Raw genomic sequence first — 16,888 nt, 5'->3', positions numbered from 1 at the left:
CACTAATATTTTAAATATTATAAAAAAGGCCGCCCTCTGAGAGGACGGCTTTTTTTATATTTAAAGGTTACCTTTTTTAGAACCAGGTATTAATACCTAGATTTTTAATACTAAAAGAAATGAAAACACTATTCAAAACCAGCTTTCTTGCTTTAGCAATTGCTCTTTCTGTTTCAGCTTGTCAATCAGGAAAAACAGGCACTTCAACAACAGATTCTATTGATTCAGCTTCTTCTGCATCTGTAGATTCTATCGATTCAACTGCTTCTGCAAAGACGGATACTATTGACTCTGCATCACAGGCTAAAGTTGACTCTTTAAAGAAGTAATTCAACTCAAAACCCTAACAAGATTTTAGGGGATGCCGAACAGGCATCCCCTTTTTCGTGCTTTATCCCGCATAATCTTACATCTCTTCCTATTAAAACATTAACTTTGCCAAAATTTTCATATGAGCTTTTCTCCATTATTTGCGATCTCTCCGGTAGACGGGCGTTACAGTAAGGCAACCAAAGACTTGTCAGCTTATTTTTCAGAAGCAGCTTTAATAAAATACAGGGTATATATAGAAATTGAGTATTTCATTGCCCTTTGCGAGCTTCCACTGCCCCAGCTTTCCGGCTTCCCGTCTGAAAAAAAGGAAGCACTTCGTGGGATTTGCGATCAGTTTTCCGAAGCAGATGCTCTAAGAATAAAGGAAATAGAAAGCATCACAAACCACGACGTAAAAGCTGTTGAATACTTCATAAAAGAAAAATTCGCTGCGCTGGGACTGGACGAATATAAAGAGTTTATCCACTTCGGATTAACGTCTCAGGACATCAACAACACCGCAATTCCTCTTTCATTTAAGCTTGCGCTCGACGAAGTCTGGTTGCCGGCTATCGATGAATTGACGAAAAGACTTAAAGAACTGGCAGCAGAATGGGAGAATATCCCTATGCTGGCACATACGCATGGGCAACCAGCTTCTCCCACCCGCCTGGGAAAAGAATTATTCGTGTTCGTCGAAAGGCTCGAAGTGCAGACAAGCCAGTTCAAAACCATCCCGTTCTCTGCAAAGTTCGGAGGGGCAACAGGCAATTTCAACGCGCATTATATCGCTTACCCTTCTGTTAACTGGAAAGAGTTCGCCAATAATTTTGTAAACGGGCAACTAGGCCTTCAGCGGTCCCAGTACACGACCCAAATAGAACACTACGATAACTTTGCCGCCCACTGCGACGCTCTTAAGCGCATTAATAATATCATAATGGATCTGAACAGGGATATGTGGACCTATATCTCTATGAATTATTTCAGGCAGAGAATTAAGGCTGGCGAAATTGGCTCTTCAGCAATGCCGCACAAAGTAAACCCCATAGACTTTGAAAATTCTGAAGGGAACATTGGAATCGCCAATGCACTTTACGAACACCTGGCTGCAAAGCTACCGGTATCGAGGCTTCAACGCGATCTTACTGACTCAACTGTCCTCAGAAACATAGGGGTACCAGTCGCCCACTCTCTCATATCAATTAAGTCTACTCTCAGAGGTCTCAACAAGCTCCTGCTGAACGAAGCTGTCATTCGCCAGGATCTCGAAAATAACTGGGCCGTAGTAGCAGAAGCCATTCAGACCATCCTGAGAAGAGAAGGCTATCCGAATCCATACGAAGCGTTGAAAGAACTTACCCGAACCAACCAGCAGGTAAGTGCTGAAACGATTTCTTCTTTCGTCGATACGCTCAGTATATCTGATTCCGTAAAAGAAGAGATCAGGAAAATCAGTCCGCATAATTATACCGGGATATAAAAAGGAAGAATCAGTTGTCAGGGTTTCGAAGCAGAAGAGGCATACGTATAAACAGATGAGTGCCACTCATCACTAAATTGTCAATTCTCTGCTTCATGCCTTTTTTTGACTACCTTTTAGATAATTTTGTATAAATATTTGATTTATGGCTTTTAACATTAATGTATATACAGAATCAACGCCCAACCCTGCCAGTATGAAATTCCTGGTGAACAAGCTCCTGCTGAATGGAAGTGTCGATTATCCAAATAAAGAAAGTGCTGAAGCCTCTCCCTTTGCTAAAGAACTTTTCAAGTTCAACTTTGTAAACGGAGTTTTCTTTGCAAGCAATTTCGTTACTGTAACAAAGACGGAAGATGCCCAATGGGGAGATGTAGAGGCCATTCTGAAAGAGTTTGTAAAGGGAGCTGTAGAAGCGGAACTACCCGTCAGAGAAGTTGTCCAGGAAGAAACACCTGCATTTGAAGGAACAGAAGCTGAAGTTAAGATCCAGCAAATCCTTCACGATTATGTACGTCCTGCCGTAGAGCAGGATGGCGGAGCGATCCACTTTAAATCTTTTGACGAGGGGGTGGTAACGGTCGAGCTCAGAGGTTCCTGCAGCGGCTGTCCTTCTTCTACATATACATTGAAGGCAGGAATTGAAAATCTCCTTAAAAGGATGGTGCCGGAAGTTACAGAAGTGGTCTCTGAAGCCATGTAAACTTGCAAACGTATAAAAATTATAAAAAGAAAAGCTGCATCCGAAAAATGCAGCTTTTCTTTTTTATAAGGATTACAGTTAAACAAAGTACTGTGAGATCACTTCCTGAAGCTTTACGTTCAAAAGCCCGTTTCCGGCAAGTATCTCCCGTGTATTAAACGTCTCCGGTCCGCCCGAAAAATTTGTTGCAGCCCCCCCTGCCTCTCTTACCAGCACTATACCAGCCGCTATATCATAAGAATTCAAGTTATATTCAAAGTAGGCATCATATCGTCCGCAGGCAACATAGGCCAGATCAACAGCTGCAGAACCAACTCTTCTCACTCCATGACACACCTTCGTCAGCTCTCTGAATACATTGATATACTTTTCCAGTAAGGTGAAATCATAATAAGGAAAGCCGGTAGCAATCAATGACTGAGAAAATTCCTTATTAGACGAAACTTTTATCGGCCGTCCATTTAAATATGCTCCCCCTTCTTTCCATGCATAAAAACATTCATCCCGGTTAACTTCATATACCACCCCGGCTACAAGTTCGCCGTCCTGTTCCAGTGCAATACTGACAGAGTAAGTCGGCAGACCGTGAATAAAGTTAGTGGTACCATCCAGCGGGTCTACAATCCAGTTAAATACTTCTCCTGTTTTATTTATCGTCTCCTCTTCTGTAATAAATCCCGCCTCTGGTAACAATTTTGATAACCCCGCAACAATACGTTCTTCAGCCGTCTTATCTACATAAGACACGAGGTTATTCAGCCCTTTATATTCAATCCTGGTAGAATCAAAAGCTTCGCCTTCTTTACGTATAAAAGCCCCGGTTTCTTTAGCCAGATCCGCGACGTCATAGATTAAATGCTTTAAATCAATCATTACTTTTCTGCAGCCCTCCGGGAAGATTTAGTTGAAAGGAATACTCCAATAAGCCCGCCGATTATCATAAAGGTAGAGATCATTTCAGCCTGAGTAAAACTCAGGTCTCCCAGATGGTAATGTGAATTAACACGTATAAGCTCAATAAAGAAGCGTTCTACTCCCGCAAAAATAAGATAGACTGAAAATAAAAGCCCGGCTGGTTTCAGCTTCTTCCTTAAAGCCCATAAAATTGCAAACAATACCAGGCATATCACAATCTCGTAAAAAGCCGTCGGGTATACTCCAACCGGAAGTTCATTACAATATCGTCCGGTACATCCCGGGATGGGAATACCTTCATGAATAACATTATGCGGAAATTTAAATGACCACATCCAGTCAGGAGCCCAACCAAGCCAATCAGGTTTCGGGTTGGGATTAGGAATTCCCCAGTCTCCATCTCCGGACATCTGGCAGCCCATCCTTCCTACTGCATAGGCCAGCATCATTCCCGGCCCCCCTACATCAAGCATATGCACGGGCTTAATGCCGTTTTTATTAGCGATATATAATACAGCAGCACCTCCGCAGATCAGCCCTCCATAAAAAGTTAAACCACTAAATGAAAGGAGGCCGTCTATAGGATCTTTCAAAAAATCGTCAATATATTCCAGGTTATGAAACACCTTTGCTCCAAGAAAACCCCACACTGCCGCCCAGACTATCAATGAACTCATCAGCTGATACGGGTGGACCGTTTCCTCCACAACTTTAGGATTTGGCAGTTGCTGTTTCTTTTTCTCTGAATATGCCCACCATGCAAACAGGCATCCAAGTACAAGTCCACCGAAAAAGTTACCCCTTGAAGATAATATAAAAGTCTGCGGATTATTGACGAATTCAGAATAATGAAGAAATCCTTCAAGCAATTTATACCCTATGAGAAAACCGAATATTCCGTTAAACGCAAGCTCAGATGCAGATGCAGGCAGGCCAATCGTTACCTTCCTCTTAAAAGGATGTACAACGCCTTCCGCTTCTTTCCGCTTGAGCTCAGAGGTAAAAGCCCAATATCCTGCCACAAAAGCGAGAGCCACAAAAAAGCCGAACGTTTGTATTGGCAAAGGGATATTGATACCCGTAAAATATTCTATAAGATAAGAAAGAGTTGGAAACATGCGCTAAATATACAGCTTGAAAATTAAAAACCGATTAATGTGAAAAAACTTCTGGTACCGCTTCCTCAACGTCTACATCGCCGTCTTCTGAAATCGCTGTCAGCTTTACAACCCTTGATTCGTTCACAAGCACAGGATCATATTTCACCCTCACCTTCACGTAATTACGTGTAAAACCATGCATGTATCCTTCCTTCTCATCACTTTCGAAAAGAACCTCTTCATTCTTTCCCAACTGCTGCTCATAAAACGCCCGCCGCTTTTTATCCGACAAGATATGCAGCATTTTGCTTCTGTCTGCCCGCTGTGCTCCCGGAACATTACCTGCCATCTCCGCAGCAAGCGTATTTTCCCGTTCCGAATAAGTAAACACATGCAGGTACGAAATATCAAGGTTATTCAGGAAATTATAGGTATCAAGAAAATCTTCCCTCGTTTCTCCCGGAAAACCAACTATCACATCCACACCTATGCAGCATTCGGGCATCAGTTCCTTTATTTTAGCAACCCTTTCTGTATACAACTCCCTCTTATAGCGTCTCCGCATCAGCCCAAGGATCTTGTTGCTGCCCGACTGAAGCGGGATATGAAAATGGGGAACAAACTTCTTCGAGGCCGCTACAAATTCGATAATTTCATTGCTTAACAAATTAGGTTCAATAGAAGAAATCCGGATACGCTCTATTCCATCCACTTCATCCAGTGCTCTCACCAGGTCAAAGAACCTGTCTTCCCGTTTCCCTTCCCGGATACCAAAGTCGCCAATATTAACCCCCGTGAGCACAATCTCTTTCGCCCCCGATGCCGCAATCTCTACCGCCTGGCTGACAACCTTCTCAATTGTACTGCTCCGGCTGCTTCCACGCGCCATCGGAATTGTGCAAAACGTACAGGAGTAGTCGCATCCGTCCTGTACTTTCAGAAAGGTTCTCGTTCTGTCACCATAAGAGTAAGAAGCAACAAACTCGTTGACTTCTTCTATTGGCTTATTGTATACGGTCGCCTTAGGTTGTTTAGTGAGATCTGTCAGGAACTCCACGATCCTGAACTTTTCAGCGGCGCCAAGCACCATATCAACACCCGGGATTTCAGATATTTCCTTAGGTTTCAACTGGGCATAACAGCCCACTATAATAACATACGCGTCCGGTGAATACTTCAATGCTTCCTTCACCACCTTACGGCACTTCTTATCAGCATTATCCGTCACTGAACAGGTATTGATGAGATACACGTCCGGCTTATCGGTAAAACTAACAGTTTCAAATCCAGCCTGACTAAACTGCCGGCCAATGGTTGAAGTTTCGGAATAATTAAGCTTGCAACCCAGCGTATAAAATGCAACCTTCCTGCTCATAATCAGGGGGCAAAGATACGTAATTTTATCAACTCCCCTCACCCCACCGGTAAGAGGTATTGTCGATACCTGCAAGGTCGAGCACACGGTCGGTCACCGTAGCAGCGACCGCCTCAATAGAATCAGGCCTGCTGTAAAACGAAGGGCTCGCCGGACAAATGATTCCGCCCGCTTCCGTAACCGTCTTCATATTGTTAATATGTATGAGGCTCAGCGGAGTATCCCGGGTAACCAAGATCAGCCTTCTTCTTTCCTTCAGGATAACATCTGCCGCACGGGTTGTCAGGTCATTTGAAATTCCCGAAGCTATACGACCAAGAGTCCCCATTGAGCAGGGACATATAATCATGGTATCGTACTTTGCCGATCCCGACGCGAACGGAGCATTAAAATCAGTCTTATTGTAGATCCTGAACGGATACCCTGTAAACCCATTATTGCCAAGCTCATACTGCCAAACGTCCTTAGCGTTGTCTGACATAATTAATCCAACTTCCAGCAAGTCCTGCAAAACTTTCATCTTATCCAACAATACCTTTGCATAAATGGACCCACTCGCCCCGGTTACAGCAATAACGATTTTTCTTTTCACCATCATTTGTGCATACTTCTAAAGCGGCAAGATAAAAAAAAGGGTCGAATACGAATATTCGACCCTACATCTACCTATGAAAAACATGCCCTTTGGGAGGGCACTACAAATATAATTATAAGCAACAAATATGCAAAGATAATTTTTCTAAAAACCACCTCTACCCATATCACCCCCACACAACAAGCTGACTATCAGCGATAAAAATTTTAAAAAAAATCAAACCATTATACAATCCATTTGTATTCATTAAAATATTATCTAATTCGCCGCCGCAGAATCCCGTAACTTTCAGATCAAAATCTGCGTTTAAACCTCGCCTGTGCGCTGCTAAAACGTAATCTCTTCTGTAAACACCTTTCCAAAACGATCAGTTGCCTGCACTTTCACCTTTTTGGCCAAGACAGAAGGTGACGCATAAAACAAATGATCCGTAAGTGTAGGTTCTACCCACTTATGCTTTTTGGGAAGCTGTGCCCCGCTGTAGAGCCGCTCTGCCATAGGATCAAGGCCGACCCGTCTTTCCATCTCCCCTTTAAACTGCCCGTCCTCGTACCACTCAATCTTCCAGGCTGGATCCCAGTTCCATACATTAGCAACAATCTCCCCGGGTTTGTCTTTCAAGGCCCCCTTCGGATATATCCTCAACTGGTGATCCCTTGACTTGCCGGTTGACTTATAATACCATTGAATTTCACCTCCCCTCACTTCATACACCCCATACCCGTTAGGACAGCCATCGCTGCATACCGGCCCTGTCCACCAGGCGCCGCAAACAGTACCATGCACGTGCTCGGTGATATCCCCTTCTGTCCACTTTTCATTCATATGAGTATGCCCCGACATAATATGAACCTTATATCCCTCCAGCAAATTATAAAGCTTTTTCCTGTTCGACACAACTCCCCCCAGCTCATCTTCTTTTAAATCGTTACGCCGCGCGGATCCCGTATTTGTGGGAATATGCAAAGCCACCACAACGGTCGATCCCTTCTTCACCATCGCCAGGTCCTGCTCCAGCCACTGTAGTTGCAGCTCTGTCAGATAACCAATATATTTTTTAGCCGTTCCTATAAAGAATACATCATCCAGCACCACGTAGTGAACTTCACCCCTGTTGAATGAATAATAAGTAGGCCCAAATTCTTTTTTAAAGGTCTTCGCAGACAGATCGTCTGTCCTCGCATCGATATCCATATCATGATTTCCGATAACGTTATAAAAAGGAATACCAGAAATCTCTATCGCTGTCCGGTAATCTTCATACAACTCAAAATGATCCCAAACCAGGTCACCGCAGCCTATACCATGAAACAAAGAGCCCGGAGGATACGATTTTACCAGATCCCGGAGATCCGGTGCCGACTTCGTCTTCATTTGTTCTGCATCCGACTCAGAAACAACCTGGGGATCAGCCCATACCACAAAATTATGATTCCGGTCATTCACCTCCAGTCTTTCAAGCACAAAATCAGCCTGGAAGCTATTCCCGTTGCCCGCACTGACCTGCTTATAAAAAGCAGCAATGCCCTTATTATGACTGATGGCAAATCCTGCTGGAATACTGATGTAAACAAACTCAGCTGTTTTATTGCTTGGCAACAGGCAATTACCGCTCTTGTCCGTTTGAACGATGTTAAATCCATCCGTCACCGCTACTCCTGCCACGCCCTTACCACTGGCGTGCACTCTTCCGCGGATAGTAAGAGCGGAAAGATCGATCTTTCCACCCTTTAAAGATGTTTCAGCCTTTAATATCGTCGCCGGAATGGCAAGCAATGTCCCTCCGACTCCTAAATTCCTAAGAAAATTTCTTCTGTTAAGCATTTTACTTATATGTTTATGAAACATGGGGTATAACAATATCAAGCCCCATGCAATGTATCATTCGGATATTAAACCAATGTAAACACATTGGCTATTTTAATAAAGTCACCTTCCCCGTTTCTATGGATGTAAGCGGCGATGTTTTCTCCATCAGAAAAAACTCATATCCCCTTGGCTCTTCCCAGGTTTTCGTTGCCGAATTAAGCACACCACCTAATTTGACAAAGATGCCCTGGTCTGACGGATTCTGATGAGGAATAACATACAAATTTGATCCCTGAAAGAAGAAAGGCTGAGCTTCATGCGTTTCGGGATCGACGGTATGATAATGGTCATTATCAGCAATACGGTACCCTGTAGAGTTCTCAACATTTACGATAGTAGCAATGCCGGTCCCTCCAAAAAACACAACATCCATCGGAACTGAGGCTACCACAATATTGACACCATCAAAGACTGCTATTCCACCTGCATTCCCGCTGTTCGGCAATAATCCGGAACTGCTGGCTCCGATTGCACCATCACCGTCTGTACTTACATAAGCAATTGCCCTGACCCACTTTGCGTTACTGATGCTTGTCGAATTGGCGCCGTTGATTCTTTTATTGCTTCCCCCAACGTAAAAAAACTCTCCTTTTCTGACGACACCCTGGGTGAGTTCAAACTTATATGTTCTTCCTCCGCCGGTGACCCATCCGCCTGCTGGGGCAGCTCCGGGATATGGAGTTGCTCCTCCTGCATTTGTACAGGTAAATACACTCGCCGGAGTTACCGCGAAATCGATATCTTCCGTAGCCATAAACTGGACATACTCATAGTTCCCGTCACTCCCTTTCACGTCATTAGCAAAACCAGTGATAATAATAGCTTTATTTCCCAGATGAGGAGCATTAGGATCAACGGGCGGACGCCTTTCCGTGATATCAGCATAGGTCTGCGGCCAGACAGAGGCCTTCAACGCGCCATCTTCTGCTGCTTTCAGAAAAACCACACCTCCAATGGAAGCGCCGCCCGGCAGCTCCTTATTTGCAAAACCTGCAGCCGGTTCTGTATGCATTCCAATACTGTCAATTCCCGCAATAAGAAACCGGTCTCCCGCAAATATCTCACCCGGCACAGGGGCCGGGCTCACAGAAACCGACTTTACTCTTATCAATGTAGACTCAAAGACTTCAGGCCTAAGGTTCAAAGTATACGGGGATACCACCTGCTGCGTAACAGTATTCCGCTGACCCACTTTCCTTATAGCTGTATCTGCCAGCCCGCTGATGGTCAGAGTCCCGTTGACCCTTTTGAGTGCAGCTCCCTTAACAGTAACCATTAACGAATCGCCCGGCCGGAATGAAGCAGCCTCAGCTCCGACATCCAAAGCAATTCCCCGGATGTTTCCCCTCGTAAAATTCTGAAGGATTACCACTCCTCCGGGCACATTTCCCGAATCAGCGCGGGAGATCACTATTCCGACAATTTTCTCAGCTCCCCGAAGATTACTTTCGTTCAGCTTCACTTCACTTCCCTTATATATGCTCCTCACATCCTCAACCGCAATATAAGGGCTCAGTATCCCTTCAGCATAGTTATGCTTCTCACAAGAGCACCATAGAAAAGTTAGCGTACACACAAAAAAACACAAGAACACCTTTTTCATATTTCTGATCTTTTCTTTAAATTCATTAAGGCCTCTGCCACCAAACGTTCGTTGTAACATCATCGGGACCCTGGGAAGCCACCGCTGCTTTATAATTTTCAGGATTTACCGATTGCACATAGACTGGATAATTCAGCCTGGCGGGCAATACCCCGTTATTCAGTAAACCCGTACCTTTAGGAAGAAAAGGATGCCCGGTACGCCGGCATTCAAACCATGATTGGAGATCTGTAAAGAACAATGCATAATATTTCTGGAGATGAATCAGCTCCATCTTTTGATCCAATGAATAATTATCATCCCATCTGGCCCTCTCGTTTGTCAGGTAACCAGAAGGAACATCAAGCTGCCATTGTTTAATGGCAGATTCAACACCTGCTTCATAGTAGTTCTTTGCAGACTGACCGATCCATCCTTTTGCTGCCGCCTCTGCCAGGATAAATTGAAGTTCAGCGTAGTTCATGATATTTCCCAGCAGAGGTTCCGTCATCAGACTGGTAGACAACGACGACTTTGCCACAGGAGCCTGTCCCGGAGGATATCCACCCGGCACACCCGCATATTCCCCCTGATACAAAGTACCCCATTTTTGAATACGGGGATCACTCCATTCATTCAGATTGTCTACAAAAAAGCTCGCGAGCTTCGGAGTATACCAGTCGGCATCACGCCATGTCGCAAAAGGCGATACATACGGGGCTGCGCCGGTCCACTTTAAAATAGCCGACTCTGAATTATTCTGCATCAAGGGATAGTTTGATGCCTTCGCCTCCACAATTTCTTTGATCTTCGCCGGTACGTTCATCTCCGCTTTTCCGGAAACACGCAGCAGCAGCCTCAAATAAAGCGAATTTCCAAACTTACGCCATAGCGCAGTTTTACCACCAAACACCGGATCACTGGATGAAAGAACGTCCCCTGCATTCATCAAAAGCGTATTCGCTTCCTCCAGCTTCAGAAAAATATCAGTATAGATATCCTTCTGCCTATCAAACGCAGGTGTAAACAAACCATCACGGGCCTTATTCGCATCAAAATATGGAACATCTCCATACGTGTCAGTTAACAATGAAAACACCCATGCTTTACATATCAGAGCAATACCCTTAAACTCAGGCGAATTTGTTTCCTCCGCTCCGGTATACATATCATTTAAGTTCGTTAACTGAGCATACCACAAATTATACAAATAGTCTCCCTCCGATTTTCTGATATCGTACCTGAATATTTTCCCTTCAGTATCACCCATATTGACTGTCACCTGCATCAGCTCATTCGTGATCCTTTGGCTTCGGTTCATGTTACCACTTACGATATCTGTAAGAGTAGGTGCCAGCAGCGTTCTTGGAAGTGCGTGTGTAACAGCGTTCGGGTTCGTATTCAAATCAATAAAGTCCTTTTTACAGGATGTTATCAGCGCCAGAAGAACTAATAAAATGGCCACTGGATTACTAATGAGTCTTTTCATTTTTCTCTTCTTTAAAGGCCTACCGTTAAATTAATTCCGAAAGTGCGTGTACTGGGAAACTGGCCCAGCTCGAAGCCCGATATGATATTCCCGTTATTAAGCGTTCCAAATTCCGGATCAAAAGCCGGCCATTTAGTAAACGTATAGAGATCCCGGCCATAAATCCCTATGGAAGCTCTCTGAAGCTTCAGTTTATTACTTAAAGCTCTTGACAGCACATAATCGAGCCGCACCTCCCGAAGCTTAATAAAATCTGTGGAATAACTGGTGCCCTCCACATTGTCCCGACCGTAGTGATTATTATAGTAAGTCCACACATCCGTAGCAATTACATCGTTAGGCCTGTACGTTCCATCTGCATTTCTGATCACACCCTTCCCTGTTATCCCATTATACCGCCCCGGGAGTGTATTCTTGGTTTTTCCCTGCTCCGCATGCACTGCTGAAGTTAAAGAATACCCCACAGCTCCATACTGAGCATCTGCCAGAATATTAAGGCTGAACTGTCTGAACTGAAATCTGTTCCCCACACTTCCCCGCCATTTTGGAACAGTGTTCCCTATATAAAACATTTCCTGGGTAAGTTTCGGACTTCCATTCTCATAGACGATTTCCCCTCCCGGAGACCTTTCATATCCCCGGCCATACAGCGCGTTGATACTTCCCCCCAGCTTTGCAATAATAGCCCCGCGGCTGCCCGGTCCATTATAAAGAGTCATCTGGGTGATGGTATCCGTCAATTGTTTAACTACATTCTTATTCGCTGCAAATGTTGCGGTTACGTTCCAGTTAAGCCCGTTCCTGGATTTAAGAGGGGCGCCGTTAGCTGCGATCTCAATCCCCTTGTTTCTGACAAGTCCTGCGTTTACATAGGCAGTTGAATATCCGGAGGCAGCATCAAGCCGCGCCTTAAGTATCTGATCCCTGGTGTTGCTGATATAAAGAGCTACATCAAAACCTAAGCGGTCCTTAAACAACCTGATATCCGTTCCTGCTTCATAAGAAGTCGTCCTTAAAGGCTTCAGATTAAGGTTGGCCAGTTCAGAAGGATTCTGAAGGCCTCCATCAAAATTGGCTACCGGATCATACGTCAATGCAGTTTTATAAGCATCCAACTCTCCGCTGCCCACTTCCGCAAACGAAGCCCTGAGTTTAGCAAACGAAATAAGTTCAGGAAGTTTAAACATTTCCGAAAGAACCGCACTTGCATTGAAAGATGAATAAAAGAAAGAAGTATTCTTAGTTGAATTCGCTGTCGCCAGAATGCTCGACCAGTCGTTACGTGCTGTCGCATCAAAAAACAGGTAGTTCCTGTAAGAGAAAGTAGCGAGGCCATAAAAACTATTGATGTCAAAACTGGACTTAAAAGGACGGGAATCCAGTACTCCTGCTCTGTTTGCCAGGGTATAGATATCCGGGTAGAGCAATGAATCGGCTCTGTTATCCTCCCTGTTGTATCTGTTCTTCAGCATACTTCCCCCGCCCGAGACAGAAAAATCAGCATCCTTGCCCATTTTACTCTTATACCGGATCAGAAAGTCGCTCGTCGCCTCCTTCGAAAAAATACTCTGGGCCCTGTACATTCCCTTATTAAATTTCTCGGTATCAAATGGCCTTTGTTGCGAGCGCTGCTCATTAGCCAGATCAAGAGACGTCCTTACCATCAGGTTCAGATTCTTTGTAAAGCTGTAAGTAGCCTGAATATTTCCGGTAAGAGCGTCCCTGTTAGATTTATTCAGCATTTCATAAGCAATGAGATAGGGATTATCCGGATAGCTGCTGAACGGATAGCTCTGCTTTAAATTCTCTTGTCCCGGCATCCAGTAGTCTTTCAACCAGTTCAGATCTGCATTCGGAAGCCAGAACATATTCCAGTACATAAACGACTGATTGTTATATCCAGAGTTAGGTAAATTATCGCTCCATTTATTAGTGTAATTGATCTTGGTCGAGATCTCCAGCTTATCGCTGGCTTTCTGACTGGCAGAAAGCGCTACAGTATTTCTCTTGTACCCCGTGTTAGGAATAATCCAGGTATTATCAAGATTCGTAAAGGAAAATCTGGCTTTGGTATTCTCAGCTCCCCGTCAAGGGTAAGGCTGTTGGTAAAGGTTCGTCCAGACTCAAAAAACTTTTTCCGTGCATCAGGATAGGCTACCCATGGCGTACGCTCTTTGCCCGCAGCATGTGTTACCGGATCATACTGAAAGAAGGATTGTCCGTCGAACCTTGGTCCCCACGCAGAACTGGTACTCCTGGTATTCGCGCCATCAGCTGTAGCCCCAAAGGAATAATAATTGGCGCCTTCTGATCCCTGACCATATTCATATTGATAGTCAGGCCATCTTGAAACGGACTCCATTGCCGCATTAGAATTAAAACTGATTCCCAGTCCTTTCCTTTTAGACCCTGATTTTGTAGTAATAATAATAGCACCGTTTCCTCCTCTCTGCCCATATAACGCCGCTGCTCCGGCCCCTTTTAACACCGTCACATTTTCGATATCTTCAGGATTGATATCATTTAAGCCTGTTCCGAAATCTGCCGGCGAATCAGAATCCAGGTAAGCGCCATTCCCGTCGCCCGTCGCTCTTCCGCTTCCATTGTTAATCACTACACCGTCCACCACGATCAATGCATCGTTCGAACCGGTGATCGACCTTTCTCCCCTCAGAATAATTCTGTTAGAGCCTCCCGGGCCGGCATTCGACCGGATAAGGTTCAGACCGGGAACCTTGCCCGACAAAGCTTCCGTCCAGTTATTCGACAAAGCTTCTGTCAATTGCTCCCCTTTCACTACCGTCGCAGAATAACCAAGCGCTTTTTCTTCCCTTCTTATCCCCAGGGCAGTAGTAACCATCACCTCCTGCAACTGGTTTGCAGATGGGAGCAGCGTAAAATTAAGCTGAGTAGCCAGTCCCGGATTTACCTTTACAGCAGCCTGCTTTTTAGGTTCAAAAGAAATAAAGCTCGCTTCCAGAGTGTAGGACCCGGGAGCTACGGTAAACATATATGATCCGCTGGCATTTGCAGCCACACTTTTATTCAGCTCTGCTATCCTCACAGAAGCCCCGGGCAGCGGTTCTCCTTCTGCATCCATGACAATTCCGGAAATTCTCCCGTTTACCTGCGCCTTCTCAATCAGCACATTCTTCTCTCCGGTCAGGCGAAATGTAAGAGACGTCCCCTTCAATAGAAGTTTGATCGTTTCTCCAACCGTACGTTCTGCCCGGCTTATACTGATCTGACGCTGGTCGTTAACCAATGCATTATTATAATTAAATGCAACGTCCCCTAATTTTTCTACTTCAGCAAATGCCGATTTCAGTGTTATATTGGAGCCGCCCCAGGTGATCTTCTTCTGAAAAACAAGCTGAGACTCAGCCCTCAGCGGAACGAAAAATATCTGAAAGATAACCAGTGTTGCAAACAACACCGTTCTTATAGCCTTAATCGCGGCAATGTGTGCCAGGCGAATAATCTGATTCATCTGTTTTTGTTTTTTTGCAGAGATAGGCCAGTACAATTATTTCAACCTTTTTCATGGATGAACCGGCCTGAATCCTATCTTTACTTTGTTTATACTTTAATGCAACGAGTTCATAAACATTTCCCCGGAACTGTTACCAGCAGTTCCGGCTTTTTCTAAACCACTCTTTAATATCCAGGTATATTCTTAATCCATATTCTCCTCCTGTTTACATTTTTTATTATCAATAATTAGCAGATCGTTTTTCAAAGAGTAACCATCACCTGTCATTTCCGTCATAAGGTCCATCAGCCGGTTTAACGGAATGTAGTCGAACTTAGCTGTAAACCGGCAGCCGGTATCTTGGGGATACCGCATGACCACTTTTATATTATACCACCGTTCCAGCGACCGCCCTATTTCATCAAGAGTCGCATTATCAAACACAATGCGGTTATCCTTCCATTCGGTGTCGTCTGTAGTATTCAGATTGCTGAACGAATAATTTCCGGTCCTGGTATCAATAGCAAGCTGCTGATCCGGCAGCAGGAACTGCAGAAATTTATCATTTGTCTGTTCCTTAAGCGACACCCCAACTTTACCGGTTCTCACAGTAATCACTATCTTTTCCTCCTCTCCGAAGGCCTTTACATTAAATGAGGTACCGAGAACGGTTGTGCTTACACCACCGCTCTGCACCAGAAACGGCCGGCCCGCGTCCGGGGTTACCTCAAAAAAAGCTTCACCTTCCATGAATACCTCTCTCTTTTTTGCGATCTTAAAATCTCTATTATAACGAACCCGGCTCGCAGCATTCAGGTATACCACTGAACGATCAGGAAGGATCAGTTTAGTTCGTTTACCTTTGGGGTTTAAAAACTCCACATAAACGGGATGCCTGTCCCGGGAGTCAGAAATCCGTGTAAAGAAAAATAGTCCACATAAAATAACGACAAGTGCAGCAGCAGCGTAAGCAAAATAAGCTCTGAAACTCTTCTTTCGCCCGGCAGTTGACGGTAGGAAACTCCCGGTTTCTATACCAGCTTTTATCTTGCTCCAGGCACTCTCACTTCTGTCCGTTCCGGTCTTTATATAGTTTCTGGCACTTTCAAAAACCGATAATGCATCTCTGAATGCACTTAGATTCTCAGGGCTCTCTTCTACCCATTCACGCAGTTCTGCAAGTCCCCGCTCGTCAATCCTGTTTTCAGAATAAGCCTGTATCAGCTGATAATAATATTCTTCCATTATGTCTGCCTCTCACAGGTAAAGACAGAATCGCAGCGCCCTTTTACGTACTTATTTTGATTAATTTTAGGTTAAAAAAACATTAAGTCGCCCGGTTATGCCGGTTCATGATGGTTCTCAGCTGGCTGACGGCCGCATATAAAGTAGTTTCGACAGTACGCACAGATATCGACAGGATTTCAGCAATGCGTTCCTTCCCAAGGTTATCAATCCGGCTCATCAGCAGAACCTCCTTCTGCCTTTCAGGCAGAAGATCAATAAAAGAAAAAATAGAGTCGCATGCTTCTCTGTCACTCATAATCCTGTGAGGATTTCCCTCATCATAGAAAAAGTTCTCGAAGTCTTCAAGTCTGTCCATATAAAAAACGGGGCTATCCGGCTTCCGGACAAAATTCAGCGCCTGGTTACGCGCTGAAATAAAAAGGTAGCTTTTCAAATGTTCAACCTCCAGTTTTGACCTGTTTTTCCAGAGCTTTACAAACAGGTCAGCGATAATTTCCTCACATACTGCATCGTCACGCGTATAGATACGGACAAATTCACAGAGCATCTTGTAATATCTTTGAAATAATATCTCAAGAGCAGCCTCATCGTTATTCTGCATCAGTTTGAGTATCTCATTATCCGGATAAGTACGAAACCCCTTTATCGGCATGCGGCAAAGATAATACCCCAATGTTACGCCAATATTAAGCGTTTCGAAGGCAAAACAGAATCACCATACATATCAAATAAAAAAAGTTAGTCT

Annotated in this window: 14 protein-coding genes; 3 read left to right on the top strand and 11 right to left on the bottom strand. The window is 44.4% G+C overall.

The window, feature by feature from the left end; translation table 11 throughout:
• The first annotated feature begins 119 nt into the window (after nt 1-119).
• The 3 genes from DDR33_RS10405 (at nt 120) to DDR33_RS10395 (ending at nt 2,498) form a co-directional block, all read left to right on the top strand.
• Nucleotides 120-329: a hypothetical protein gene (locus DDR33_RS10405; protein WP_109415710.1), complete on the top strand. Its 210-nt coding sequence runs from the start codon at nt 120-122 to the stop codon at nt 327-329.
• A gap of 122 nt (nt 330-451) precedes the next feature.
• On the top strand, nt 452-1,795 hold the full coding sequence (purB, locus tag DDR33_RS10400; protein WP_109415709.1) for an adenylosuccinate lyase: 1,344 nt from the start codon (nt 452-454) through the stop codon (nt 1,793-1,795).
• A gap of 145 nt (nt 1,796-1,940) precedes the next feature.
• The gene (locus tag DDR33_RS10395; RefSeq protein WP_109415708.1) at nt 1,941-2,498 is read left to right on the top strand and encodes a NifU family protein; all 558 of its coding nucleotides are present in this window, start codon (nt 1,941-1,943) and stop codon (nt 2,496-2,498) included.
• A gap of 78 nt (nt 2,499-2,576) precedes the next feature.
• On the opposite strand, the gene DDR33_RS10390 is transcribed toward DDR33_RS10395, so the two are convergent.
• The 11 genes from DDR33_RS10390 to DDR33_RS10345 all read right to left on the bottom strand — a co-directional run bounded on the left by DDR33_RS10390 (nt 2,577) and on the right by DDR33_RS10345 (nt 16,795).
• Nucleotides 2,577-3,371 carry an inositol monophosphatase family protein gene (locus DDR33_RS10390; RefSeq protein WP_202913711.1) on the bottom strand — a complete coding sequence of 265 codons (795 nt, stop codon included), beginning with the start codon at nt 3,369-3,371 and terminating at the stop codon, nt 2,577-2,579.
• Nucleotides 3,371-4,531 (bottom strand): prolipoprotein diacylglyceryl transferase, encoded by a 1,161-nt coding sequence (locus DDR33_RS10385; protein WP_109415707.1) that lies wholly within the window; start codon nt 4,529-4,531, stop codon nt 3,371-3,373. The genes DDR33_RS10390 and DDR33_RS10385 overlap by 1 nt, the downstream gene beginning before the upstream one ends.
• A 34-nt stretch (nt 4,532-4,565) precedes the next feature.
• Nucleotides 4,566-5,888 carry a tRNA (N(6)-L-threonylcarbamoyladenosine(37)-C(2))-methylthiotransferase MtaB gene (gene mtaB / locus DDR33_RS10380; protein ID WP_109415706.1) on the bottom strand — a complete coding sequence of 441 codons (1,323 nt, stop codon included), beginning with the start codon at nt 5,886-5,888 and terminating at the stop codon, nt 4,566-4,568.
• A 28-nt stretch (nt 5,889-5,916) separates the two neighbouring features.
• Nucleotides 5,917-6,483, bottom strand: coding sequence for a UbiX family flavin prenyltransferase (locus DDR33_RS10375; protein WP_109415776.1), 567 nt, complete (start codon nt 6,481-6,483; stop codon nt 5,917-5,919).
• Nucleotides 6,484-6,810: 327 nt separating this feature from the next.
• Nucleotides 6,811-8,307, bottom strand: a complete 1,497-nt coding sequence (locus DDR33_RS10370; RefSeq protein ID WP_109415775.1) for a calcineurin-like phosphoesterase C-terminal domain-containing protein — start codon at nt 8,305-8,307, stop codon at nt 6,811-6,813.
• 91 nt (nt 8,308-8,398) lie between these two features.
• Nucleotides 8,399-9,955 carry a DUF5689 domain-containing protein gene (locus DDR33_RS10365; RefSeq protein WP_146198742.1) on the bottom strand — a complete coding sequence of 519 codons (1,557 nt, stop codon included), beginning with the start codon at nt 9,953-9,955 and terminating at the stop codon, nt 8,399-8,401.
• 25 nt (nt 9,956-9,980) lie between these two features.
• A complete protein-coding gene (locus tag DDR33_RS10360) occupies nt 9,981-11,423 on the bottom strand; it encodes a SusD/RagB family nutrient-binding outer membrane lipoprotein (protein ID WP_109415704.1) in 1,443 nt (480 codons plus the stop codon).
• An 11-nt stretch (nt 11,424-11,434) separates the two neighbouring features.
• A complete protein-coding gene (locus DDR33_RS26665; RefSeq protein WP_238387754.1) occupies nt 11,435-13,303 on the bottom strand; it encodes a TonB-dependent receptor domain-containing protein in 1,869 nt (622 codons plus the stop codon).
• A 113-nt stretch (nt 13,304-13,416) separates the two neighbouring features.
• Nucleotides 13,417-14,913: a TonB-dependent receptor plug domain-containing protein gene (locus DDR33_RS26660; protein WP_238387753.1), complete on the bottom strand. Its 1,497-nt coding sequence runs from the start codon at nt 14,911-14,913 to the stop codon at nt 13,417-13,419.
• A gap of 186 nt (nt 14,914-15,099) precedes the next feature.
• Nucleotides 15,100-16,140, bottom strand: a complete 1,041-nt coding sequence (locus DDR33_RS10350; RefSeq protein WP_109415703.1) for a FecR family protein — start codon at nt 16,138-16,140, stop codon at nt 15,100-15,102.
• 82 nt (nt 16,141-16,222) lie between these two features.
• Nucleotides 16,223-16,795 carry an RNA polymerase sigma factor gene (locus tag DDR33_RS10345; protein WP_109415702.1) on the bottom strand — a complete coding sequence of 191 codons (573 nt, stop codon included), beginning with the start codon at nt 16,793-16,795 and terminating at the stop codon, nt 16,223-16,225.
• Between the last annotated feature and the right edge of the window lie 93 nt (nt 16,796-16,888).

It is taken from the genome of Pararcticibacter amylolyticus (assembly GCF_003130405.1).
In the GTDB taxonomy this organism is placed as follows: domain Bacteria; phylum Bacteroidota; class Bacteroidia; order Sphingobacteriales; family Sphingobacteriaceae; genus Arcticibacter; species Arcticibacter amylolyticus.
This window is presented reverse-complemented; position numbering and strand designations above follow the sequence as displayed.